The sequence below is a fragment of the Candidatus Kuenenia stuttgartiensis genome (genome assembly GCF_900232105.1).
Lineage (GTDB): Bacteria > Planctomycetota > Brocadiia > Brocadiales > Brocadiaceae > Kuenenia > Kuenenia stuttgartiensis_A.
In genome coordinates this window covers 1,329,227-1,352,959 of sequence record NZ_LT934425.1, presented here as the reverse complement: position 1 = coordinate 1,352,959, position 23,733 = coordinate 1,329,227, and the positions used below count along the sequence as shown (strand labels likewise).

General features: G+C 41.0%; 21 protein-coding genes and 1 pseudogene. 5 read left to right on the top strand and 17 right to left on the bottom strand.

From position 1 onward, the window contains the following. The 3 genes from KSMBR1_RS06185 to KSMBR1_RS06175 form a co-directional block, all read right to left on the bottom strand. On the bottom strand, window positions 1–1,524 hold the full coding sequence (locus KSMBR1_RS06185; protein ID WP_099324527.1) for a cache domain-containing protein: 1,524 nt from the start codon (window positions 1,522–1,524) through the stop codon (window positions 1–3). A 259-nt stretch (window positions 1,525–1,783) separates the two neighbouring features. Beyond that, window positions 1,784–3,415, bottom strand: a complete 1,632-nt coding sequence (locus KSMBR1_RS06180; RefSeq protein ID WP_099324526.1) for a tetratricopeptide repeat protein — start codon at window positions 3,413–3,415, stop codon at window positions 1,784–1,786. 9 nt (window positions 3,416–3,424) lie between these two features. Then, the gene (locus KSMBR1_RS06175; RefSeq protein WP_099324525.1) at window positions 3,425–6,835 is read right to left on the bottom strand and encodes a DUF4175 family protein; all 3,411 of its coding nucleotides are present in this window, start codon (window positions 6,833–6,835) and stop codon (window positions 3,425–3,427) included. A gap of 288 nt (window positions 6,836–7,123) precedes the next feature. Between KSMBR1_RS06175 and ruvC the strand changes: the two genes are divergently transcribed. The 3 genes from ruvC (at window position 7,124) to KSMBR1_RS06160 (ending at window position 8,645) form a co-directional block, all read left to right on the top strand. Beyond that, a complete protein-coding gene (gene ruvC / locus KSMBR1_RS06170; RefSeq protein ID WP_099324524.1) occupies window positions 7,124–7,591 on the top strand; it encodes a crossover junction endodeoxyribonuclease RuvC in 468 nt (155 codons plus the stop codon). Window positions 7,592–7,676: 85 nt separating this feature from the next. Continuing rightward, complete coding sequence (locus KSMBR1_RS06165) at window positions 7,677–8,327, top strand: tetratricopeptide repeat protein (RefSeq protein ID WP_099324523.1); 651 nt, start codon at window positions 7,677–7,679, stop codon at window positions 8,325–8,327. Between the two features lie 36 nt (window positions 8,328–8,363). Continuing rightward, window positions 8,364–8,645 (top strand): tetratricopeptide repeat protein, encoded by a 282-nt coding sequence (locus tag KSMBR1_RS06160; protein ID WP_099324522.1) that lies wholly within the window; start codon window positions 8,364–8,366, stop codon window positions 8,643–8,645. Between the two features lie 105 nt (window positions 8,646–8,750). Here the strand turns inward: KSMBR1_RS06160 and KSMBR1_RS06155 are convergent, their stop codons facing one another. The 3 genes from KSMBR1_RS06155 to KSMBR1_RS20840 form a co-directional block, all read right to left on the bottom strand. Next, window positions 8,751–9,464, bottom strand: a complete 714-nt coding sequence (locus KSMBR1_RS06155) for a LolA family protein (RefSeq protein ID WP_099324521.1) — start codon at window positions 9,462–9,464, stop codon at window positions 8,751–8,753. Then, window positions 9,445–10,056, bottom strand: coding sequence for an HAD family hydrolase (locus KSMBR1_RS06150; protein ID WP_099324520.1), 612 nt, complete (start codon window positions 10,054–10,056; stop codon window positions 9,445–9,447). The genes KSMBR1_RS06155 and KSMBR1_RS06150 overlap by 20 nt, the downstream gene beginning before the upstream one ends. 249 nt (window positions 10,057–10,305) lie before the next feature. Continuing rightward, window positions 10,306–10,479 (bottom strand): hypothetical protein, encoded by a 174-nt coding sequence (locus KSMBR1_RS20840; RefSeq protein WP_157820418.1) that lies wholly within the window; start codon window positions 10,477–10,479, stop codon window positions 10,306–10,308. Between the two features lie 413 nt (window positions 10,480–10,892). On the opposite strand from KSMBR1_RS20840, the gene KSMBR1_RS06145 reads away from it, so the two are divergent. Continuing rightward, window positions 10,893–11,996: an IS4-like element ISCku3 family transposase gene (locus KSMBR1_RS06145; RefSeq protein WP_099323638.1), complete on the top strand. Its 1,104-nt coding sequence runs from the start codon at window positions 10,893–10,895 to the stop codon at window positions 11,994–11,996. Between the two features lie 561 nt (window positions 11,997–12,557). On the opposite strand, the pseudogene KSMBR1_RS21900 reads toward KSMBR1_RS06145, so the two are convergent. Further along, window positions 12,558–13,372: pseudogene (locus KSMBR1_RS21900) on the bottom strand (alpha/beta fold hydrolase). Between the two features lie 671 nt (window positions 13,373–14,043). Between KSMBR1_RS21900 and KSMBR1_RS06135 the strand changes: the two are divergent. Then, complete coding sequence (locus KSMBR1_RS06135; protein ID WP_099324133.1) at window positions 14,044–15,927, top strand: IS1634 family transposase; 1,884 nt, start codon at window positions 14,044–14,046, stop codon at window positions 15,925–15,927. A gap of 1,495 nt (window positions 15,928–17,422) precedes the next feature. Here the strand turns inward: KSMBR1_RS06135 and KSMBR1_RS06115 are convergent. The 10 genes from KSMBR1_RS06115 to KSMBR1_RS06070 form a co-directional block, all read right to left on the bottom strand. Then, window positions 17,423–18,868, bottom strand: coding sequence for a catalase (locus KSMBR1_RS06115; RefSeq protein ID WP_099324518.1), 1,446 nt, complete (start codon window positions 18,866–18,868; stop codon window positions 17,423–17,425). A 238-nt stretch (window positions 18,869–19,106) separates the two neighbouring features. Next, a complete protein-coding gene (locus KSMBR1_RS06110) occupies window positions 19,107–19,313 on the bottom strand; it encodes a DUF3185 family protein (RefSeq protein ID WP_099324517.1) in 207 nt (68 codons plus the stop codon). A gap of 16 nt (window positions 19,314–19,329) precedes the next feature. Next, window positions 19,330–20,019 (bottom strand): superoxide dismutase, encoded by a 690-nt coding sequence (locus KSMBR1_RS06105; protein ID WP_157820417.1) that lies wholly within the window; start codon window positions 20,017–20,019, stop codon window positions 19,330–19,332. A gap of 240 nt (window positions 20,020–20,259) precedes the next feature. Then, entirely contained in the window at window positions 20,260–20,520 is a 261-nt protein-coding gene (locus KSMBR1_RS06100) for a hypothetical protein (protein ID WP_099324516.1), read from the bottom strand. Between the two features lie 406 nt (window positions 20,521–20,926). After that, on the bottom strand, window positions 20,927–21,076 hold the full coding sequence (locus tag KSMBR1_RS23245) for a lmo0937 family membrane protein (protein ID WP_157820416.1): 150 nt from the start codon (window positions 21,074–21,076) through the stop codon (window positions 20,927–20,929). 528 nt (window positions 21,077–21,604) lie between these two features. Then, window positions 21,605–21,961: an ElaB/YgaM/YqjD family protein gene (locus KSMBR1_RS06090; protein ID WP_099324514.1), complete on the bottom strand. Its 357-nt coding sequence runs from the start codon at window positions 21,959–21,961 to the stop codon at window positions 21,605–21,607. A 17-nt stretch (window positions 21,962–21,978) separates the two neighbouring features. Then, on the bottom strand, window positions 21,979–22,335 hold the full coding sequence (locus KSMBR1_RS22365; RefSeq protein WP_230408048.1) for a hypothetical protein: 357 nt from the start codon (window positions 22,333–22,335) through the stop codon (window positions 21,979–21,981). Window positions 22,336–22,413: 78 nt separating this feature from the next. Further along, window positions 22,414–22,857 carry a sll1863 family stress response protein gene (locus KSMBR1_RS06080; RefSeq protein WP_157820415.1) on the bottom strand — a complete coding sequence of 148 codons (444 nt, stop codon included), beginning with the start codon at window positions 22,855–22,857 and terminating at the stop codon, window positions 22,414–22,416. Window positions 22,858–23,076: 219 nt separating this feature from the next. Further along, complete coding sequence (locus KSMBR1_RS06075; RefSeq protein ID WP_099324512.1) at window positions 23,077–23,274, bottom strand: hypothetical protein; 198 nt, start codon at window positions 23,272–23,274, stop codon at window positions 23,077–23,079. A 125-nt stretch (window positions 23,275–23,399) separates the two neighbouring features. Next, on the bottom strand, window positions 23,400–23,687 hold the full coding sequence (locus KSMBR1_RS06070) for a sll1863 family stress response protein (RefSeq protein WP_099324511.1): 288 nt from the start codon (window positions 23,685–23,687) through the stop codon (window positions 23,400–23,402). Between the last annotated feature and the right edge of the window lie 46 nt (window positions 23,688–23,733).

The window sequence follows — 23,733 nt, the reverse complement described above, 5'->3', positions numbered from 1 at the left end:
TTATTGCACAATCATTTCTTTTACAACATACCCTAATGTTTTAACGTCAGGAATATGTGCAGCATAAAAAACGGTATTATAATTATGAGATTTCCACTCTATTCTTATGCGGTCGTTTAACTGATCAAATATTATATTGGCATAATCCGCAGAGGGATTAAATAAAAACCCAATTTGTGACAATTCTATGCCCTCTCTTAATAGTTGATCAACTATTGTTTCCAGACTTTTCATGTGAGTGGCAATGATTACACAGCGAAGCTTATTCAATTGGTAAGGATACAAATCGTAGCGCCTTATATTTTGCAGTATTTTCTGGAGGCAACTTGTCTTTCGACCTCCCAGGAAATATTTGGTAAGAGGATTCTTATGATAAATTTCATCTACGGGACTGATATGCGCAAGATATCCAAAGCTTTGGGGAAAGGACAAAATGATTGCAGTGCATGGTCCAACCCCTTTTGTTTCTAATAATTCTCCCGATTTTGTCATTGCATACTCGTTAATATCCACTTTTTTGCTATTTTGGGGAGACAACGATTCCCTGTCCTGAACAGCATATCCGGCATTTACTTTCGGCAGGTAATCCATAATTTTTGAAAGAAAATATTTTTCATACTCCTTATAAATATTTGAAATAACCTCGTCCTCATCCATTTCAACAATAATTATCCATGAATGGCCAAACACTTCAAATTGTTCAAAAGCGCTTAACACATGTATGCCCCTGTAGTCCTCAATAATCTTGCTCCCCGCTTTCTGTTGCAGCGCAAGTTTCACTGCCTCAGTATCCACTTTACGTTTCAAAATGGTGCTATCTTCGATAAACCTGGAATCCGTCAGCATTAACTTGTTTTCATTTACAAGATACACCTCTCCGGTTCTTCCAAGGTGTTCATGGTCGGATAATATTGCATTAATTTTGTTTATAGGAAATTGTAAAACAAACCAGCCGGCAAGGTCTTTCTTTTCATATACAGGCACAACAAAAAAAGCGGCAGGTTTGTCTGACGGGGCATAAAATTCATAGTTGACAAATTCCCTTTCAGGCGCTTCCCGAAGATGTATGGACAGGGAAGTATCCGAATACCTTCCGGTAAAAAGATTTGTATGATAATCATCTGCCTGTTTTATGCTGTGAAAAACAAAACCTCTGCTATCGACAAAAAGAATATCGTAGAAATCTTTATACGTAGTAACAAAATTTACATCCGCTTCATACTCCTTCTTCTGAATATTCATAGCATCGATTCCTGATGCCTCAACCTGATAACATTTCTTTATCTGATGAAAACAATCAAGCATGCTTTCGTCTGCAGCAATACCAGCCGCTCTCTTTTCTACGTCCGCAAAATATTTAATTATCTGCTTTTTCTTAAATGCGCTTATTTCCAAAAGAACCTTAAAATTCTGCTCTATCAGGTTACCCTTGGGTATCTTTTTGCATCCTGTATTTACCAATAAAAAAATGATTACTACTATGACTATTCCCGGATAATTTCTGCATTTCCAAAAATTATTCATGCAATTCCTCTTTGATAATTACCAAAATCCGGACAAGCCGGAACCAAATAAGCGCGAAAGCAGTCTACAGTCTACAGTCTACAGTCCACAGTCTGCAATTTGCCGACTGTAAATTGCCGATTGCCGGCTTTAGATATTTGACTCCGTGTAAAAAATATCAGAAATAACTTAGCATTTATGGGATTAAGGCGTGTATAAAATGCGTTGGGTTTTTGTCTTTTTAAAGCCCGGCCTGATTTAATTTAAGAAAGCAATTGAATCATTTTTCCGGCATCTCCGGGGTAGTGGGATTATGGAACCGTGTGACCATTTTTAACCTTCTCATCTCATTCGCCGCGTTTTCCTTATCTTCCACTTTTGTATATAGTTGAATGAGATTGCGGTAAACAACAGGGTTAAATGGATTTACCCGATTTGCTCGTGAAAGAAAATTTATTGCCGTTTGATATGCTCCTGTTCTTTGGTACAGCTCGCCCAGTGAAATATATGTGGCTGTGTATTCGGGATAATATTCGAGAGCGGTTTTTAATACTTCTTCTGCCTTTGAATACTGAGTATCCTGGATATATGCCATTGCCAGTTTGTTCTGGATCTGCGGTGAAATATTTTTTGCCCTTATGAAGGCCTTTTCATATTCTATAATCGCTGCGCTGTACAACCCTTCGCGTCGTAAAAGGTCTCCCAGTATAGCGAATTTTTTCGCTTCTTTTACCTCTATTTCCGCGACACTTTCAAGATCGTCCACAATAGTGGACGATTCCTTTAATATTGTCGGAAGTATTTTGATGCCATGAACCCTTCTCAGGTTTTTCTGTTTCAAATATTGCAGATAATTCTCTTCGAACGTATTAAATGGTACCCCGGTGGCGGAGGATAGCGCTTCTTTTGCATCCATTCCATTCTTTATTTCATCAAGGATTGCAGTGATCAAAGGATAGCCGCCAAGATGATATAAATATTCTATTGACGTAAATACCTGCGCAAATGCAAGGGCGGTGTCTTCTCTTTTTTCTAATTTTGCCAGGGAGGGATGCATTTGCTCAAAGGTGATAAAGTAGTTCTTTTCCACTGCCTCTGCCAGAAGACTTTCCAGTGAAACAGGCAATGTCGGTGAATTATCATCTATCCATCTATTTTCCTCATATTTGGCAAGCCCCTCATGAAGCCAAACCGGCACACGATTGTATGTCTTTTTCATTATCACATAATGCACATACTCATGAGCAAGCGTATCAAGCCATTCATATCCCCGTGGCTGCAACCTCGGGCTTGTAATGATTAGCCGGTTGAACAAACAAATTGCGACAGCACCGGAGGTTTCAATTTCTTTCTGTGTTAAAGTGGAAATAGTGCAAAAACTCTCAGCGTCCGGATAGACCTCCACGAGTATTTTCTCACGCGGGAAATAGCCCAGATCGCCTCCAATTACCTTATAAGCGCTCTCAAGTGTGTCGAGGGCGTATTCTGCCAGTATGGCGTCTTTTTCTTCCACAAAACGGAAGAGAAAATGTTCTGACTCAATTTCCTTAAAATTGCTTGCTGTCTGGTATATTGTTTGAACGAAATGGAAAAATTCCTCTGCCTGCTGCATGACCCCTGGGGTTTTTTGCGCTTTTTTCAGGAAATCAAGCGATTCCTCATACCTTCCCTCATAAAATCGCACCTTTCCCACGAAAAAACATACATGAGGGTCTTCCGGCGCCAACAATCGCACCTTTTCAGCAACCTTTTTTGCCTCTTCAACCTGCCATGCATTCAGGCATTCTTCACCATAGGCAATTTCTCCCGGAATATCGAAAAATTCATTCGTCCGTGACTTCGCCTCTTTTTCCCGTGATAGAAGTACCACGAACAACAGCAATAATAGTATGACCGCTTTTCTTTTCATCATATATCTCAATCAATCAATCAATCTCTGATAATAATCCTTATTTAAATCCCTGTATTTCTCCGGTAATCCGTCTTTCAGTGCGTCAAGAATTTCTTGTCTGAACTTTTTAGGCGCTTTATATGCATCCTCGGAAGGTATTTCCACCTTCTCTGAAGTAGAAGTAACCTGACCTTCCATCATACTGCCGCGAAACGGCATAGGCATCCCTTCACCAATCATTCCCTGCTTTATGTGTTCTTTTGCCCTCTGCACCCCTTCTTTTGCTTCAGACAGACGATACAACGACTCCCTTTCCTCAATGACCGCGCCTGAAATATCCTGCCCTTCCAGCCGTTGCTTTGCACCGGACATGGAGTTTGAAGCCATCTCCAGTTGCCTGTTTGCCTCTTCGTCCATGAACGGAGCCTGGCTTGCAAGCTGCTCTAACATTTCCATAAGTTCCTCTGTTTCATTTTTATACTCTTCCTGTTTCCCCGCATACTTTTTCAATGTCTCCTGATCCTCCAGGGTCATGCCGGCGATTTGGTGTTCATCGAGGAATTTCATTATAGATTCAAGATCCTGGACTATTTTTTGACTTTGTTTTGCCGCATCGTCGATCTGTTTTGTTGTTTTAAGCTCTTCTTCCGACAACAGTTCTTTCCCCGCATCTTTTCTCATTTCAATAGAGTCTTGCATACGGTTATTCCAGTGATTTGTATCCCTTGCAATTTCCCGTGCTAAGGTTAATGATTCCGCTATCTCTCTGCCTTTCAGCATTTCTTCCAGATGTTGAAGCGTTTCCTCCGTCTGAGGTAATTCCTTATCAATAGAAAGGAAATCTCTTTGCAGAGGGTCCCTGTTAATTTCACGGTTCAACTCCGCATTTTTCCTTGTCAGCCCGGAGAACTTCGCCGATTCCTGTTTAGACATGCCGGATTTATTATCGTTTTCAAACAAATCGCTAAACCAGCTCGCGGGGATTTCTCTTTGTCCGGAAAACTGTTGCAACTGCTGTTTTGTTTGAAGATATTCCTGCAGCAATTCATTCTTTGCCAAATATTTTTTTGTCCCGGCAATATCCTGTTTTAACCCTTCAATCCTTTTTTCCTGTTTTTCAAAAAAGGATTTTAGCGTTTCATTGGTTGATTCTGAGACACGTTTTTGAACCTCTTGCCTTAAATCTTCCGTTTTCTCTGCCAGCGTTCTTTGCTTATTTTCCAGTTCCGACAAATTATCCAGCATCGTATCCATCTTTTCCATGGTATCGGAGTAAAATGAATCCGTCAGTCCCTGTGAGGCGGAATTCATCTGATCCATCATCTTCTGCAAGGAAGAAAGCATCCTTTTGGCCGCCTCTATAGCGGTTTCACTATCGCCATTTTTGAGCGCATTCTTCATCTCGTTTAAATCGCCCATAATGTCATCCTGTTCAATCCCCTTCAGTGCATCTGCGTTTAAGAATTCATCCATATGCTCACTCTGCGCCATTTGCATAAGCTTCATCATCATTTGCCGGATAGCATTTTCAATGTTGTTTAATTCAGCAAGCGCCTTTTCGTTCAGTTCCATGTCCCCGGTTTCACGCATCTGATTCAGTAATTTTTCAAGAGTGTTCTGCGATTGGAGCAGATTATTCCCCGTATCTATTACATCATCCAATTTTTGTTTTTGTATCATTTCATTAAGGAATAGTATCATATCTTCCACTTCCGTCACTTCCCTATCCTGTATTACCTGCAGTTCCAATAACATTGCCAAGGGCACATCATTGCCCACTATGGCGAGCATCGCTTTTTGTATGGCCGTTTGTTTTTGTTCCGTCACATCGCGAAACTTTTTTCTCAAATTTTCCAGTGCGTAGTAAACACTGTAATTTGCCCTGACATCTTCCTGCATACCAACCAGAATATCCGTAAAAAGGCGGTTGATAACGCTCACCCGTTCATTGATAATATCCTGCCTCATAAGCAGGTACTCTTTTGAGGCACATTTTTCATCATCAATCCTGTTCACAAGGTCGTCCGACAACAACCACAGCGCTTCTTTCACGAGCAATTCCTGTAGTTTAATCAATTCCTGGTGTTTTTTTCTGGAACTATAAATCTCCAGATAATAAGTTTTAGATTTGCCGGTTTTTGGCCCTGATATCGTATCGTTGTCTTTTGCTTCAATATAGTACGCCACCTTGTCGTCGGGCTGCAGGCGCAATTCGCTCAAAGACCATTTGTACGTTCCGTTGTAAAATAATTGCCTTTTATCAAAACGGGACAAATGCCTTGTGTTTTTTTCATTTCCAACTTCATATGCAAGAGAAATCTCCGCCAACCCATAATCATCTTTTGCATTGTATTGAAGGTTTACAACATCTTTTTCATTTACCACCAAATCCTTTGCCGGAGCAATAACAGACGTTTCAGGCGGCAGGTCTGGAATAACTTCAACTGTATATAATGCAGGATCTCTGGTAATACGCCCATTCAAATCCTTTATCTCAAAACAATAAGAGCCATTCTCCAGCACCTGCAATACGCCGCTCATGGCCTTGTTGTTTTCAACTGCAAGTGGAATTATTGCAGACTCGTTATAAATGATTTTTGCTGATGTTACGGGGCGACCGCTTACGGCGCTGATTTGCGCCTCACTCCCTTTCAAGGCTTTAATATTGCCGCTTGTGTTGTATATCGTCTTTGTCTCCAGCCCGGAATAAAGAGGATATCGGTAGCATACGGTAATATCGCCAATAACAGGGACGCCTGAAACTGCAAATGGCTCTCCGCCTATACTGCTGCTGTCGCTAAGATAGCCAAATAAAAGCGGTATGTTTTTGTCCAGAGAAGAACGATGAAATGCATACACCGTTCCGAAAAGAAGCACGGAGAAAATAAGGAGTGTATTGCCGAGGATGAGAGGTTTTTTATTAACTACTGATTGAAGGTCTAATTGTTTCAGTTTCCTTGCGGCTTCATCAACAAGCATAGAGACCATCTGCCCGGAATATTTTATCTTCTGTGTGTTTCGTTGTTTCTTTGTCAGTTGCAAAGAGCTGATAAGCACATTATTCAAAGAAGGATATTTTTGTTCTATCAGCAGCGCTATCTTTTCTTTATTTATGGACAGCAACGGTATCAGTAGTATTTTAAAAAACACGACCAATAGTAAACCAAGGCAAAGCATATAAAATGCTCCAAGGCCTCCGGGGAAACGCAAAAGTGCAGCAGCAGTAAATGCTCCTATCATCAGCAAAAATATTCCCAGTGAAAAGACCAGGGCAATGCCGCCGAAGAATCTGTTTACCATGATATGTTTGCATACCAGGCGCAAAGACATATTTATTGTACTCGCACTGCTTTGAGACTTTGCGTCCCTGAAGTTAAGCAGCTTGACAATGTCTATCAGATTATTTACTATTTTATTCGTATTTAATAATAATTTTTTCATGGTACTATGTATAAAAAAGCGATTTGTTTTAAGTCTGTGAACAATAGTAAGGGTATGCTTGAAGGGCTAAATTGTCAAACAAAAACTTACGGTTGAAAAACGGGGATATGCTTAACTAAAAATTATTGAAATTCCTAAGCTGGCATAGCCAGAACCAAACAATCTAGAAATAAAAAATACGAGATTCGAAAGGGAACCACAGATTGCACAGATTAAGAAATTCATCACAAACTTACCAATGGCCAATTGAAAATGTCTAAACATTAAAATAATTATCAATACTGGACTATGAAAATTCTCGGAATTGACCCAGGAACGCTGATTGCCGGATATGGCGTAATAGAAAAATCCGGTGCGGAAATAAAAGCGGTCGCGTATGGTTCTATAAAAACCGGCAAGAACCAGAATTTCCCGGAACGCCTCAAAACAATATACACAGGGGTAACAGAGTTAATAACAATATATAAGCCTGATCACATGGCGGTAGAAGAGGTTTTTTTTGGCAAAAATTTTAAAGCAGCCATTAAAATAGGGGAAGGCAGGGGCATTATCTTTCTGTGCGCTGCGATGGCAAATATTCCTATTGCTGAATATGCTGCCAGAGTGGTGAAGAAAGCGGTTGCCGGAAACGGAAATGCCCATAAAGGCAAGGTGCAGGAAATGGTAAAAGCCATACTTGGTTTGCCGGAAATTCCGCAGCCGGAGGACGCATCTGACGCCCTTGCCATCGCAATTTGCCACGGTCACCGGCTCTAAACAGGAATACAGGGATTTTTACCGATGATTAAATAATGATGAAGTTGTTTCTCTCATAGCAGTTTTAAAGCGAGGTTATGAAAATATGAAAAAAACAAGGTGTGTCCTGTGTAATGCGACAAAGGCAAAAAGAGGTTGTAAGGAGCGCCATGATGCATTGATTTGTCCGAAATGTTGCGCTTCTATTCGTACTCAAATGTGCGAAGGCTGCAATTATTATGAATATGCGGAAAGATATCACGCCGCCCGATGTCATACCGCAGAGAAATACAGCAGTGACAAAGGAATTGAACGGGAGGTTGACAATGCCTTACTATTGCAGGAGAAGGGCGATATTGATGCGGCAAAAGCAAAGATGGATGAATTATTGCGCATGCACCCGGAAAATCATGTTGTGCAATATGGCATGGGCGTTGTCTATGCATTTAAGGGTATGTATGATGAGGCAATACTACACTTTGATAAGGCAATTGAAATTTTTCCATATTTTGTCCAGGCGCATTATAACAAGGCGGTAGCGATGCTGAAAATATCTGACATGGTAAACTATTTGAGAACATTGAAAAGAATAGTGATTATCGGTGAAGAGGATAGTGAGTTTGTGAAGGCGGCAAGGCATATGCTTCTTGAAAGCGAGGAACATATAATGAAACATCATGGAGTCGGTTTAAATAAATACCTCGAAGGAGAAAGGAAATTTCATGAGGCATTTTCCCATATGGATAATGCTCAATGAGAAGACGCCCTGTGCGGTTTTAAAAAATGTACGGAAATGGTCGCCGGGCATGCACAGTCGTGGGGGAATATAGGTTTGTGCTATGCGCATTTAGGAAAGAAAGAACTTGCGTTATCCGCCATTGATAAGGCCTTGGAAATCGACCCCTTATATGAAATAGCGTACATGAACCGAAAGGCAATTGAGAGGCTTGAGGGGGGTGAGATATTAAAACATGAAAGGCTAAAGACACTGAATTATTACAAAGACGTTGCAGTACAAAACAAGCCTCTTCTTGAAACACTCATGGGGGAAGAAAGAGTTAAAAGAACGAGTTGATACATTGTTTTCGGGAATGCGGAGAACAAGGCGTGGGGTGGCCGCAACCCGGAAGCAAGGTTTTATACATTTGCAGTACAGAAGAGAAAGGAATACAGGGTTTTGCTAAAACGGTTCAATAATTTCCACTCCTTTCGGGGGATCAAACATAAAGAGTTTATCAGACATCCGGCTGTTGAGCGTGATGCTCTCAAATTCAATCAAATTTACCACTTCACCGCCGCTTTCATGCAATTCTATTTTTACCGGCAGCCATACCCCTTCCTCTATCCACAGGCGAATTTTTGCATATTGGGATGAAGTGCTTTTGGGGGTTAAATCAAGCGCATAAAAACATTTCTTACCGGCCTCCATTGTATCTGCCAGGGAAATTGTGTAGTCTTTTTTCGCCGAAGCTACCGATTCTCCATAACCAAACCCAAAGAAATGTATGTTCTGTGCGGTATGTTCTCCTTTATTTACAGCATATTTTTCGACCTGCTTTGCTTTTGGATGATATATCCACAGGTGTTTTCCGTCAATAATGTTTACCTCATCGCGGGGAGGGTCAAATTTTAAATGTAACCGGTCGGGTTTTTTATATTGCATCTTTCCTCTGGATACTTCCGTGGAATCCAGCAGTGGAATGGTTCTGGTGATCGCTATATTGGCCCTCATGGTTTTGAATTCGCCGTCTGCCTTTTCTATTGCAAGGAGAACTTCGTCCAGCGTCTTGCGTTTTGCCTGTTCGCTGCAAAGAGAAGCCCTGTTAACGAGAAAAATAATTAGCGCAGAAGCAAATAGGCTGAAAATAGTGCTGTTAAAAATTCGTTTTCCCATGTGTGTTTAACTTTGCCTTTTCAAAATGTTCTATGATGTGTACGATGTCCTTAATACAATCTATTTCAAAATCAGGTATTACCTCTGTTTCGACATACTCTTTGTAACGCAAAAGAACCGTTCGCGTCCCCGCCGCCTTGCCGCACATAATATCGTATTTATAGTCTCCAACCATCAATAAATGGTCTGTATGGATATTCATCATTTTGCTTAGCAGAAAAATAGGATCCGGATCCGGTTTTGGCTTGGCGTCGTCACGGCTTACGATAAATTCAAAATGCAGGTTGTGTTTCTTAAGAACGGTATCGACCGATTTGCGAGAGTTGCGGGTTAAAAGAGCTGTTCTTAATTGTTTCTTTTGCAAAAATTCCAGCATCTCTGTTACCCCTTCATTGAGTTCCGATTCCATTGCCGCTTGTTCCTCAAAACGCTCAAGGATACCCATTGCCCTTGCGCGTTCTTCAGGACTGGATTGTTCTGCATAGTCTAAAATAAACCCAACCTTTGCGCCAATGTCTCTTTCAACGGCTGCGAAATCCACTTTGGGCTTGGTAAGTGTGCCGTCCATATCAAATATGATTCCCTGTAACATTATGTATGTTCCTTTTATTGCGAGTGTTTTAGGTAAAATAACAAATATGTAACATTTTAGTTTTTTGAAAAATTCCAATAGTTACATTGTTTGCCGCACGATGTAGGGGCGAAGCATTTGCCCGTTTGGGCATGAATGCATGTATGCCAGTTATGGCAAATGCTTCGCCCCTACGGTTTCAAAAAACTAAGGTGTTTCACAAATATAGATTAGCACAAGAAATACCTTTTAAATTTTACCTGATATATATTATCGTTCAACGAGTATTTTCAACAAGACTGGCAAGGGGCATGAAATGTGTGTCTTTCCTGCTGCTGACTGGGTTGTCTGGGAGATAAGTACCCGTATATCCGCTTCAATCAGATCGGCAGCACGGTTAAGATTGTCGAAGTCCTGTAAAGAGGGTTTTGACGTCAGCTTCACTTTGACAGCCCATAACTCCCGGCGGGTTCAGGTTTGCAAACCTGAACTTATGGGTTTATGCGTATGATGGGGCCACGTATTGCGGTAAAATTCCAATGCCCAAATCACAAAATTCCTGTTTGGCATCTGGAATTTATTTGTCACTTGTTCTGAGCAAAAATTTGAGAATTGAATATTGAATATTTTTCTTATTAATACCCTCGTTCCCAAGCTCCGGCTTGGGAACGCAAGTGCATTGGAAGCTCCCGCTTCCCTTTCGTTATAATTATTCGGTTCAAACTTTATAAGTGGTTAAAGGGATTAGCATCCACCCCTTGCCCCATAAGCGCTAACTTGTTTTATTGACAAATTTTATTCATCATGGTATTTTTATGTTAATTATCCCGCTAATCACTCTATAGGAGGATAAAGCCATGATGAGAGAAGATTGGGATCTTCTAAGAACTTTCTTCCCAAACGATTGGAAAAGTTTAGCCGTTGATACAAATGCTTTAAAAGGCTTGCGCAAGGATAAATCTGAAGAAAAGCTTCTTCGAACATTATTAATTCATTTAGGATGTGGCTATTCATTGCGTGAAACAGTAGTTCGAGCCAAGCGTGCTAACTTAGCAGATTTATCCGATGTTGCCTTATTAAAGCGATTAAAAAAGAGCAAAGAATGGCTATATAAATTATGTTTATCTTTATTCCGTGAGCGTGGCCTCCAAATTAATAAACGGAATAATTTTCATCTTCGCTTATTTGATGCAACAACAGTAAAGGAACCTGGGAAAACAGGAAGTCTTTGGCGCATTCATTATAGTATTGAGGTTCCTTCATTATCTTGCGATTTCTTTAAACTTACGGGAACTGAAGGAGAAGGCACAGGAGAATCTTTTCGGCAGTTTCCGATGAAAAAAGATGATTATATTATAGCTGACAGAGGTTACTGTACTGGCCAAGGAATTCATCATGCAACAAGGAAAGGCGCTTATCTTAGCGTTAGAGTTAATTCGCAATCTCTACGGATATTCGGCGAAGAAAAGAAACCCTTTCCTTTATTGAAAGAAATCCAATATTTAAAAAGACCCCTTGCTATAAAATCATGGAACGTTTTTATTCCAAACGTTGATAATACTGAATATGTCAAAGGTCGTCTTTGTATAATACACAAAACAGAAGAAGCCATTAAAATAGCTCATAAAAAACTTAAAAGACATGCAAGCAAAAAGGGCATTGAACTAAAACCGGAGACCCTTATTTATGCCAAGTACGTAATAGTATTCACAACGTTTCCTGAAAATCAATTTACCGCTTTTGATATCTTAGAATGGTATCGAGTTCGATGGCAAATTGAACTGGTCTTTAAAAGATTTAAACAAATAGCACAATTTGGACACTTACCTAAATACGATGATGATAGCTCAAAAGCTTGGCTTTATGGCAAACTATTCGTTGCTCTTTTGACAGAAAAACTAATAGATTTTGCTACGTCTTTTTCCCCCTGGGGATACTTCATTGTCAAGCAAGAAGACTAAAAGCAAATGGCGTGAATTTGCTTTTATGCTTAATCAAGTAAAACGGGCTATAGAACCAGCGTTATCATTACAGGAAGTTCTTAAGTGCTGGAATGACATTGCTTGTTCTTTAGCAGAAAATACAAGAATCCGAAAAACACAGATATCAAAATACTTCGAGCATACCTAAAACAAGTTAGCGCTTATGGGTGCAGGGGGTGGACTGGATTTCTCCACCGATTCAACTACCCCTTTATTATGAAAACGAATTCGCCCCTCTTTCCCACGCTCCGCAGACAATTCCACCCCCTTAATCCCCCGCCAGCGGGGGACAAGCTTGCCATATCCCTGCAGCTTTCATGCCCTTGTGGGGTTGATACAGGTGCATTCCTGGTTTTTTGTGACTTCTGCCATGTTTTAATGAAACGTAAAGTAGTATTAACCCCTGGCAGCCTTGTTTTGCCCTAATCACACAAACGGTTACAAAAAATCGGGAATGCTCCTATTAAAAGCTCTTTTGTTTCCGAGGTAACGGGGCTTCATTAGTACCCCCGAAATTGGTATCAACTAAAACATACCGCATTAGCCAACAAAGTTCGCAAGCTCCTTGTTGAACTTCTCTTTCTCTTCGTAGAACAGGGCATGCCCGCTTTTCTCGAATCCTATCAGTTTTGCCCCCTTAATTCCTGCCGCCATTGCTTCCGCCAGTTCAAAAAGGCATATCTTGTCCTGCGTGGCGTGTAAAATCATAGTCGGCACGTTGACCTTTGCCATGTCACCACGCAGATCAGTATCCCGCAGTGCAATAAGACTGGCTGCGGTAGCATGAGGAGATGCTTCCATTCCCATATTGTGAAACCACTCGCCAAGCTTCGGACTCACTGCATTCTCGCTGCGGAAAAAGATTTTGCCAAAATCCTCATTAAGCTTTGCTCTATCTGCATAGCACAACTCTATAAAACCATTAACGGCTGCTGACTCCAGGCCGTATTGGAAACCATGTCTTTTGACGAAGCTCGGTGCTGCCGCACCAAAGAGAGCCAGTTTTGATACTCTCTCCCCCTTGTGGCGGGCCATGTAATGCAGGGCAATAGCACCACCCATTGAAAAACCGGCCAGTGTGACGTCGCGCAGGTCAAGCGCCTCAGCACCTTCCTGACATCATCCGCAAAGACATCATAGGTATATTCTCCCCAGGGTTTGGACGATTTGCCGAAGCCGCGCAGCGTAATACCCACGCAACGATAACCATGCTTAGGCAACTGCGTAAACTGGTACTCATACATCTCAAGGCTTAGTGGCCATCCTGGAATGAACACGATTGTCTTGCCTTGCCCCCAGTCCCGTATGTGGAGACGGACGTTTGTATCAACTTCTATCAACTCGTTGCCTTGCATGATATACTCCTTTCCCGTGTTTGATTATATAATGTCTCTTTGCTAACCGTGCATCTGCGATACAGCGGTCTTTTAATCTGTTCAAGTTATTTACGAAGACTTCTAAGCATATTCCCGAATATCATTTTTGCCGGTAAGTCGTTTATTCTCAAGTGATCGGTCTTTCGGAATACCTCCTTTTATTCTCTCATCATTTGCTACGTCTACGTAGCATCCAAACACACAACCTGATGCATCTAAATTACAATTAAACCTGCCAAACCAGTCATCTGGCTCGAAAATAAGACTACAAAAAATAGCTCAAGTACATGTACTGCAATATGATATGGCTATAAACCCATTTTCATAGTTTCTGGGTGTTGCAAATGAAACATGATGACTGGTGACTTATTTTGTCATTACAAGGGTATCAGCTTGTCATTGCAAGGGTCTTTTCCGAAGCAACCTCATAAACCGTAATAGAGATCCTTCCATCCTGCATTCATTCCATTAATTAATTCTATTTTTTTAGTCCTTGAGCCACCCTTAATTTGCTTCTTTCTCCCGCGATATGGCGTCTCTTATGTCACAAAATATCTCGTAGTATATCCCCCTTTCCGGAAAGATTTCAACAAAATCCTTATTTTAAGCGGGTTTCCACAAATTCAAAATAATATGTAGTCGCAGAATAAATGGCCTATTTATTAATACAAATCCTTTATAACCCTATAAATACTGACTTGACAAAATATTTTATTAATGATAGTGTAGTCAAAGAATATTGGGACTACATTATGCACCTTACTTATAGCGATTCTAAATACAAAGGGAAAACCTATAAATCTTACTCTATTGCCGAATCCTACAGGGATGGCAAAAAGGTCAGAAAAAGAATACTTTGGCCCATCGGGAAACTTTCCGATATTCAAGCCGAGCAAATCAAACTGATATGTAAAACAGTTGAAAACACAGATCAATTGCAGACTCAGCTCAAAGACGTTGCAGTCCTGGAAAGCAGGGCATATCTCGATATAGCCGTTGTTAATGAGTTGTGGAACCAGTGGCAGCTTGATCAGGCTTTTGACTACGATGTCACTGCAGGCGCCCTTCCTACCAATATGATTGCAAAGATACTGACTATTAACAGGTGCACCGATCCGTGTTCTCATTATTCCATTCCTCATTGGGCGAAAAAGAGCGCGCTGGAGGACATTCTTAAAATTGATCTTTCAGGCCTAAATGACGATAAAATCTATTATGAATTAGATAAAATACACAAAAACAAAATATCTATAGAGAACCACCTTTTTAACCAAACCTTCTGGAAACGTCCGGAATCCTATAAATTTATCAACTACGACCTAACTACTTCCTACTTTGTGGGATATAACTGTGATCTATCGGCATTTGGCAAGGGCAAAATAGAGTGTCATGGCAGGCGGCAGGTCTTACTGGGTGTTCTTATCAACTCTGAGGGATATCCTTTCAAATGGGATGTATTCCCCGGGAACACCGCTGAGGTAAAAACCCTCAAACAGAATATCAATGCCTGTAAAACCAGATTCAAATTGACTGATAAAAACGTCACCCTTGTATTTGACAGAGGCATAATCTCTGAGGACAATGCCAATTTGATAGAAGAAGCCAAACTCAAATACATCTCGGCATTGGATAGAAATCAGATACCCTCTTGCGGTGTCAGTTTAAAGTCTCTTAATGGGTTATCCATAGAAGATAAGGACGCCTCCGATATACCTATCCCGCAAGGGTTTTTAAACTATGATGATGAATTATACTACCATGACAATGGCGTCATAGGAAACAAGCGTTTTATTACCGGTTTTAATCCCACTTTATTTATAGAAGACCGCAATAATAGAGACGAGAAAATAACCTTTTTTAAGGATTATCTCAAAGAAGAGAATAAAAACCTTAAAAATGCCCAAAGAGACCGGCAATATGACGCAACAAAGAGCCGCATTGTAGATGAGCTGAAAAGGTTAAAGATTCATAAATATTTCGAAGACCCTGTTCTGACGTCCATCACCGTTACCCATAGACTGAAAAACGGGCAGGTCAAATCCGTCAAAAGTTTCAAAATAGAAATCAAGCTGTTAACTGATGTTATAGCCGCAGATAGATTGTTGGATGGCGTATGTGTTTTTATCACTAACCATACAGAACGGGAAGATGGAGGTGCGTTTAAAGCAAAACCCCAATCTATAGTTAGAGCCTATCGGGACAAGACAAAAATAGAAGATGTCTTTAAAAATGTAAAATCGTTCTTAAAAATCAGGCCCTTCTTTGTCAATACCGAGGCACATGTTAAAGCCGTCTATACTATCTGCATCCTGGCATATTTTATAAACCGTTATCTATCAAACCAACGAAAGGCAATAGGAGAAAAAGATTTTTTAAACTCAAAGGAACTCTATGCGCCGTTCAAAGATATAGATATCGCCACTCTTGAGGCTAAAAATACCGGTGAAACCTTAAAGAAAGCCGTGAAACTTCCCGCCGTCACACAAATGCTATTGGAAAAACTTGGAATGTCCAATGTTGTTTTCGGCCAGTAATTAAAAGACTTCCAAAAGACATGTAGTCGCAGAATCAATGTTTATAAGTGTTTGCCAAATTTGACTTTAGTAATTTCTTTCCGGAACATGGGGTATATTGATTGCTTCGGAAAAGACCCTCGCAATGACAAGCGGAACCCCCCCTGCAATGACAAGCAGAGACCTTGTAAATTACAAGCTGATACCTTTTGGATGGCCCTATACATTTGAACCGGTACAGAAACAGAAATGCCAGATGTTTTCGACTCTAAAGTAAAACTACAAAAAATAGCTCAAGCACAGGTACCGCAATATGATATGATTATAAAACCATTTTCATCGTTTCTGGGTGTTGCAAATGAAACATGATGACTGATGACTCATTTTGTCATTACGCGGGTATCCGTTTTGTCATTGCGAGGGTCTTTTCAGCTTGTCATTGCGAGGGTCTTTTCCGAAGCAACCTCATAAACCGTAATAGAGATCCTTCCATCCTGCATTCATTCCATTAATTAATTCTATTTTTTTAGCCCTTGAGCCACCCTTAATTTGCTTCTTTCTCCCGCGATATGGCGTCTCTTATGTCACAAAATATCTCGTAGTATATTGATTGCTTCGGAAAAGACCCTCGCAATGACAAGCGGAGCCCCCCCCCTGCAATGACAAGCAGAGACCTTGTAAATTACAAGCTGATACCTTTTGGATGGCCCTATACATTTGAACCGGTACAGAAACAGAAATGCCAGATGTTTTCGACTCGAAAGTAAAACTACAAAAAATAGCTCAAGCACAGGTACCGCAATATGATATGGTTATAAAACCATTTTTCATCGTTTCTGGGTGTTGCAAATGAAACATGATGACTGATGACTCATTTTGCCATTACGCGGGTATCCGTTTTGTCATTGCGAGGGTCTTTTCCGAAGCAACCTCATAAACCGTAATAGAGATCCTTCCATCCTGCATTCATTCCATTAATTAATTCTATTTTTTTAGCCCTTGAGCCACCCTTAATTTGCTTCTTTCTCCCGCGATATGGCGTCTCTTATGTCACAAAATATCTCGTAGTATATTGATTGTTTCGGAAAAGACCCTCGCAATGACAAGCGGAGCCCCCCCCCTGCAATGACAAGCAGAGACCTTGTAAATTACAATCTGATACCTTTTGGATGGCCATATACATTTGAACCGGTACAGAAACAGAAATGCCAGATGTTTTCGACTCGAAAGTAAAACTACAAAAAATAGCTCAAGCACAGGTACCGCAATATGATATGGTTATAAAACCATTTTCATCGTTTCTGGGTGTTGCAAATGAAACATGATGACGGCTTGCAGAATAATATATTTTTTATCGGTAGCCGTTATACCAACCCGTGCATTAGCAAGGGTGGGCAAGAACAAACAGCACCCAAAGAGTGCGAGGAAGCCAAACCCTATGTTTTTCTTTATGCTTTTATAGATCATTTTACCTATCCTTTCTATTTCCGCTTCAAGAGGAGAACGTATTATTCTCTTATGAAAGCCCTAGTCCCTTTGCAACACCTTCTCCATAAGCCTCATCTGCTTTGTAAAAATACGGAACCATCCTTTCCTGGATGTCTTTCGGCGTTTTTCTAAGACTTGCAACAATGTTTTCAATGAGCCGTTTCCGTTCGTCAGGCGGCAACAGCCGGAAGAGATTTCCGGGTTGGACGAAATCATCATCAATACCTCTTTTCTGTTCATAGCGATTCGCGTCACCTGAAATTTTCAGCGGCGGCTCATTATACGCGTGGTCTGCTTTGGGTCCTCCGAAACTGTTCGGCTCATAATTTACGGAAGCTCCGCCGTTGTCATCGAATCTCATTGAGCCATCCCGCTGATAGGTGTTTGCTGCCGTGGCAAGCGGACGGTTTATCGGTAGATGCCCAAAGTTCACGCCTAGTCTATACCGATGGGCATCTGCATAGGCAAAAATACGTCCCTGGAGCATTTTACAGGGAGAAAAAGAAATACCGGGAACAACGTTAGCAGGAGAAAAAGCAGACTGCTCGACTTCGGCAAAATAGTTCGAGGGATTGCGGTTCATCTCCAATACCCCAACCTCTATCAAAGGATAGTCACTATGCGACCATATCCTGGTTAAATCAAACGGATTCCACCGGTACGTTTCCGCTTCAGATTCCGGCATTACCTGGACATAAAATGTCCACTTAGGGTAATCCCCACTCCCGATAGTTTCAAATAACAGACGTGTATGGTAGTCGGCATCTTCCCCTGCAATACGGTCTGCATTTTCCGGAGTCATATTCCGAATGCCCTGTTGAGTCTTGAAGTGAAACTTCACCCAAAAACGTTCATTGTCCGCATTGATAAAGCTGTAGGTATGACTCCCGAAACCATGCATAAAGGGGATGCCCATGGGGATGCCGCGATCTGAAAACAGAATAGTTACCTGATGCAATGATTCCGGAACCTGCGACCAGAAATCCCACATCATGGTTTTTGACCTTAGATTGGTTTGAGGTTCACGTTTCTGGGTATGAACGAAATCGGGGAATTTTATGGCGTCCCGTACAAAAAACACGGGAGTATTGTTTCCTACCATATCCCAATTGCCTTCTTCAGTGTAGAATTTCAATGCAAAGCCTCTGACATCCCGAACCGTATCAGCAGAGCCTTTTTCCCCTGCCACAGTAGAAAATCGGCCAAATACATCGGTTTTTTTCCCAACTTCCGAAAAGATGCTGGCTTTTGTGTATCGGGTGATGTCTTTGGTAACGATGAAAGTACCATGTGCACCGGCTGCTTTTGCATGGACAACACGCTCAGGGATACGTTCACGGTTGAAATGCGCCAATTTTTCAAGAAGATGGTGATCTTGTAACAACGTCGGGCCGCGTTCTCCGGCGGTGAGGGAAGTCTGATTATCGCAGACAGGTATGCCTGCCGCTGTAGTTAAGACTTTAGTTTTACTCATTTCTTTTCACCTTTCAATTATATTCTCAAGAGTATCACAATTTGTGATTTACCATGTGAGAAAGAAAGCTCAGTTTGTGAGGACAAGGACTCTTCCTGACTTTTTAACAGGGTTTATAGATAATGTCGTACAAGCTCAACACGAACAAACAGGGTTTGTCCGTGCCACCCCACTGTCAATTTAAAACCCACCTTTTATGGTCTTCATGGGTATAGTCATAAAAACAGGACCAACACGCTTAACTTCCCTTTGACCAACTCCGCAGTCCCACCAACCCCACAATTACAGCTACAGCGCCGCCGATCAACATCCATATCGCCTTGTCGGTGGGTGAGCCGGTGAAAAACCGGGAAATGTCGGAACTAAACGACTTCGTTGCGCTGACGCCTAAAATTATAAACAGGATACCCACGGCAAGTATTGCAAGCGAGACTACTTTGTTCATAAAAAAATCCTCCCTTTTATTTTAGCCTTGCTTCTGCGACTGACCAGTCAATGTTCTTAAAGAATGCCTCAATATAATCCGCCTTCTTTAGACCGTGATCTATCATAAAGGCATGTTCAAATACGTCCAGGATCAATATGGGATTGCATCCTGCAGGATGAGAAACATCGTGTTCATTTATCCAGAAGTTAATGAGCCTCCCGCTGGCACTATCCTGATAGAGGACTGCCCACCCGATTCCCCTCATACTTCCTACTGCCCTGAAATCCTTTTCCCACATCTCATAACTGCCAAATTCCGCTGTCATCTTTTTGGCAAGCGTTCCTTCCTTGTTCATGCCGCCTTTTTTCTTGCCAAGATTTTCAAAATAATATTCATGGAGCCTCATCCCATTAAATTCCCACCCAAGCCGTCTCTTCAATTCTGCAAACTCAGGGCTTGCCGTCTTTCCCTCCTTCAACATCTGACCGAGAGTATCGAGTACCTTATTTGTGTTTGTTACATATCCCTGATAGAGGGTAAAGTGGTTTTTCAAAAGTGTTTCGCTGAATCCCTCCATCCCGATGAGTTGCGAATAATCCTTTGCGGTGTATGTCATAATTTCCGTCTCCTTTTTTATTTCTGCATGTAAAGGGTTGTTAAAATTAAGTACGATTGCTGCTCCACCCACGCCTGCCAGTGTTAAAAATTCTCGTCTGCTAAGCATGGTACCTCCTTTTTTGGTCTTTTGGTGAAATAAATATCCATAAATAATTTCAGTGAAATGGTGTTACCACTCAGTCCTCAGTCTGCAATTTGCCGACGATAGACTGCCGATTACTACGGTATAATAAAAAATTCCCAGGCCATTACTTATCCGCGTCATATTTCGTTTTTTTTACGGCCTCCTTATCCTGCAATCAGTTAATAACTGATTGCAGGATGCAGTTTCCTTCTCAATTTAGCTTTAACAACAGCTAGTACCTGCGCCACTCTTGGGTTTTTCCCCTTTGTCTGTCACAATAGAGCCTTCTTCTGTAAATTTGAGCTTTTTTTCCACACCGTTCTTTACACACTCGACTGCATAACACGTTTTGCCATCGGCCTCTTTTTTCACTATTTTCTTGATGGTGCAGCCGGCAGTTTCCTTCTCAATTGCAGCCTTAACTACAGCCGGTACCTGAGCAATATTAATATTTTTCCTCTCGTCTGTACATTTATCTGACATTTACTTCTCCTTCTCTTGTTAAAGAGTTTAACCCGAACCACCTGGAACATTCCCGGTAAGATTGCTGGGCTTATCAAAGTTTTCGTAAAAAAAAATCCTATGACAAAATAATTTTAAAATATACTAATGTTTGCACGTACAATGATCTGTTTTGTCCTTTGTGCAATCTTTTGCACATTTTACATTGTCCGGGCACTTGCAACTGTCCGGACAATCAGAATTTCTTGCAAAGGTACTAGCGACACCAGCACTAAACAGTAACGCACTTACAAACACCGCTGTAATGCCAATTTTCTTAAACATATGCCTACCTCCTTTCAAATTAAAATACCAAACTGATCCCTTGGCGCCAGGCACCAGGGGAGAGGAACCGATACTGTTTTTCATACCGGGCCCCACAAAATAGTCACGGACGTCTTCGTCCGCGAATGATATTAATCACGATGACCACGATTGCGATCACCAGAAGAATGTGAACGAAACCGCTCAGGGTGGTGGAAGTGACCAGACCCAGAATCCACAATATGATCAACACAGCAGCTATAACTAAAAGCATAGTAATTCTCCGTTATATTAGGTTAAGTGTTTAGATTATTCCTGATTTTTTGTAACTATTCAGCGTAATTTATTAAACTACCGGAGATCAGAGCGCAACTCGTTCCCAAACCTTGTACTGAACATAGTGAAGTGCCTGTTTGGGAACGTAATGGCACTGGAAACTTTGTTTCCAGTGAGGGTCTGACTTGACAAATTACAAACTGTCTTAACCCTGTGATTTTATTCCCTATCTATCAGCAAACAGGCGAGAAACCGGAGTTTCTCGAACAAATGCATTCCCAAACTGGAGTTTGGGAACGAGCCGTGTATCGTTTACGCTGAATAGTTACGATTTTTTACCTATTCCTGAATCTTTTTCAGTTTTGAATATTCCAACATATAGGAAATTCAATGTTGCGAATTTAGAGTAAAGAGGCTCTTTGCTTTACTTTAAAAAGCCGCCGAAGGACTAATTTAAGCAGGCATTAATTCCCGGCTTAAATTCTCGCTTGCAAAATGCATTATCAAAGAACGAAAAACCTGCTAATCACTTTGAACGTTTGCCTGCTTCTATGATATAGCATAAGAGGAAACCACTAACGGCAGCAATGCCTACCGCCAACCATGGATTAGCATGAACTTTTCGATCAATTTCCATCCCTATTTCTTTCGTTTTCTCCTCTCCTCTCTTAACAGCCTCTTCCAAAGTATGACATGTTTTTTCTATCGCTTCCCTGCCCGTGTGTGTTGCTCCACTCATAATCTCTTTGAGATTTGAATATTTTTCACTAATCAACCGATTAATCTCACCGCTCTTTCCTTTTAATTCTCTATCCAGCAATCCAAGCGCTTCGTCAATTTTTAATATGTCTCCCGCTTTTTCTGTAGTTTGGTTATCCGCCATGCCCTCTCCTTTCTCATTTATTTTTTATCTTCAGAAACCGTATCCAAAACTTTTTGTATCAATGTACTTGCTTTCGAAAATTTCATCCAAAATCTCTGTGAAGTAAAGTAAAGAAGAACCCCTAGCGGAACCAGAAAATAGACAATACCGAGGGAAAAGATAACGAACATCTTTACTTCTTTACTCAAAGGAAAATAATAAAGAAACGCCACATGTAAAAATATAAAACCACTGATCATTACCACTAAACTCAAAATTAAGAGTACTATACCGATGCATATTCGCCGTATAAATCGAATGGCCTTGATATAGCAAATCACTGCCTTGATTTTAATTTTTGCAAAACTTGTGAATGTTTGCTCTTCTTGTTTCACAAGATCCGCTAAAATACACAAAATAAGATGGTAAATCATCTTCCTGGTCTTCATAATTTTCTCTTACCTGTATGAAGATTATTTGAAATGAGAAACAGCATCATTATAAGAACTCTTCAAACTTTCCAGGGCTGCATCCATTCCGGATTTAACATCCTCCCAGGCGTCAGCGCTTTTCAATTTGAGTTCATTTAATTTATCTTGTGCTTCTCCTTGCTTCTTTTGTAATCCTTCAATTATCTCATTGTACTTTGCCTTGGTATCTGCCCCTGCTTGCCCGGCCTTTGCCTGAAGGTCTTTTATCTTATCACTGAGGTAGTTCAATGTTGATTCAGCATCCTTCTGGTATTTTTCTTTTTGCTGTGTCAGGTAAGTTTTTTTTGTTTCAAGGGCTTCACCTGTTTCACGTTTGACCTCTTCTGTCGATACTTTGGTTTCCCCTTTTTCAGGCGTCTTCTTGTTACAAGACGTCATAAAAAACATAGAGACAAATAGTGCTACCATTAATCCAATTCTTTTCATATTTTTATATCCTTTCTGATACAATAAACCATTAAAAACCATCCAGGCACTTCACTTCACACCCGATTAACACACAAAACAACTCTTTCTCATATCCACAAAAAGCCTTTCCTTATATATCCGTTTTCAACCTTATCCTGCAATCAGTTGATAACTGATTGCAGGATTTAGCTGACCCATTGATACAGCAAAAGATGATGTATGTCTTTGTCCGGGATATTAATAACCCTTCTTTGCGTGACATACACATTTGCAATCATTTTCAGGTTTTGTTGGCAAGTGTCCGCATTTTTCGCATTCACGTCCCTCTTCATGACTTGTAGCCATAACAGAGCCAACCAACACTGTATTTACCGCACCAACACCAAACATCAGTGCACCAATAAATACCAGACCTACTCCATATTTCTTTAACATTTCCCTCTTCGCCTATTGTTAGGAAGATTATCCCGAACTCACAGGAACATTCTCTGTAAAGTTGCGGGGCTTACAACAAATTCACAATCTTGTACATAAACGAAGCCTTACGTGCGGCCATTACTTTACTTGAAATAGGAAACTACGTGGGCGATACCCGCCTGAAGGTCATCCACAACCTTATCCGTGGTCGCCTTGACCTTCTCCCACGCATCGTCACCTGCTTCCTCCACCGCCTTCAGCTTTTCAGAGGCAATACGCTGTTTGTCGCGTAGTTTATCGAGTTCCTGAGCGTACCTGAGCTTCACGTCTGCCGCTGCATTCTCAGCCTTCGCAGCCAATAGGTCAATCTGCGCCTTCGACTCTTGCAGTTGCTTCTCCATCTTTTGCTTATACGCGTCCTTCGTTTCCATCGTAATATTCCTTTCTTTAAATGGTTCGTTACTTTAAAAGGCATGA

Excerpts from the sequence above, each read along its gene's own strand:
- ruvC (WP_099324524.1), top strand. The coding sequence starts at position 7,124 with ATGAAAATTCTCGGAATTGACCCAGGAACGCTGATTGCCGGATATGGC.
- KSMBR1_RS06090 (WP_099324514.1), bottom strand. The coding sequence starts at position 21,961 with ATGGCGGATAACCAAACTACAGAAAAAGCGGGAGACATATTAAAAATT.
- KSMBR1_RS06150 (WP_099324520.1), bottom strand. The coding sequence starts at position 10,056 with ATGTTACAGGGAATCATATTTGATATGGACGGCACACTTACCAAGCCC.
- KSMBR1_RS06105 (WP_157820417.1), bottom strand. The coding sequence starts at position 20,019 with ATGCTTAGCAGACGAGAATTTTTAACACTGGCAGGCGTGGGTGGAGCA.
- KSMBR1_RS06185 (WP_099324527.1), bottom strand. The coding sequence starts at position 1,524 with ATGAATAATTTTTGGAAATGCAGAAATTATCCGGGAATAGTCATAGTA.
- KSMBR1_RS06135 (WP_099324133.1), top strand. The coding sequence starts at position 14,044 with ATGGCCTATTTATTAATACAAATCCTTTATAACCCTATAAATACTGAC.
- KSMBR1_RS23245 (WP_157820416.1), bottom strand. The coding sequence starts at position 21,076 with ATGCTTTTAGTTATAGCTGCTGTGTTGATCATATTGTGGATTCTGGGT.
- KSMBR1_RS06080 (WP_157820415.1), bottom strand. The coding sequence starts at position 22,857 with ATGAAAAGAATTGGATTAATGGTAGCACTATTTGTCTCTATGTTTTTT.
- KSMBR1_RS06175 (WP_099324525.1), bottom strand. The coding sequence starts at position 6,835 with ATGAAAAAATTATTATTAAATACGAATAAAATAGTAAATAATCTGATA.
- KSMBR1_RS06155 (WP_099324521.1), bottom strand. The coding sequence starts at position 9,464 with ATGGGAAAACGAATTTTTAACAGCACTATTTTCAGCCTATTTGCTTCT.
- KSMBR1_RS06160 (WP_099324522.1), top strand. The coding sequence starts at position 8,364 with ATGGTCGCCGGGCATGCACAGTCGTGGGGGAATATAGGTTTGTGCTAT.
- KSMBR1_RS06100 (WP_099324516.1), bottom strand. The coding sequence starts at position 20,520 with ATGTCAGATAAATGTACAGACGAGAGGAAAAATATTAATATTGCTCAG.
- KSMBR1_RS06165 (WP_099324523.1), top strand. The coding sequence starts at position 7,677 with ATGAAAAAAACAAGGTGTGTCCTGTGTAATGCGACAAAGGCAAAAAGA.
- KSMBR1_RS06145 (WP_099323638.1), top strand. The coding sequence starts at position 10,893 with ATGATGAGAGAAGATTGGGATCTTCTAAGAACTTTCTTCCCAAACGAT.
- KSMBR1_RS06110 (WP_099324517.1), bottom strand. The coding sequence starts at position 19,313 with ATGAACAAAGTAGTCTCGCTTGCAATACTTGCCGTGGGTATCCTGTTT.
- KSMBR1_RS06180 (WP_099324526.1), bottom strand. The coding sequence starts at position 3,415 with ATGATGAAAAGAAAAGCGGTCATACTATTATTGCTGTTGTTCGTGGTA.
- KSMBR1_RS06115 (WP_099324518.1), bottom strand. The coding sequence starts at position 18,868 with ATGAGTAAAACTAAAGTCTTAACTACAGCGGCAGGCATACCTGTCTGC.
- KSMBR1_RS06070 (WP_099324511.1), bottom strand. The coding sequence starts at position 23,687 with ATGGAAACGAAGGACGCGTATAAGCAAAAGATGGAGAAGCAACTGCAA.
- KSMBR1_RS06075 (WP_099324512.1), bottom strand. The coding sequence starts at position 23,274 with ATGTTAAAGAAATATGGAGTAGGTCTGGTATTTATTGGTGCACTGATG.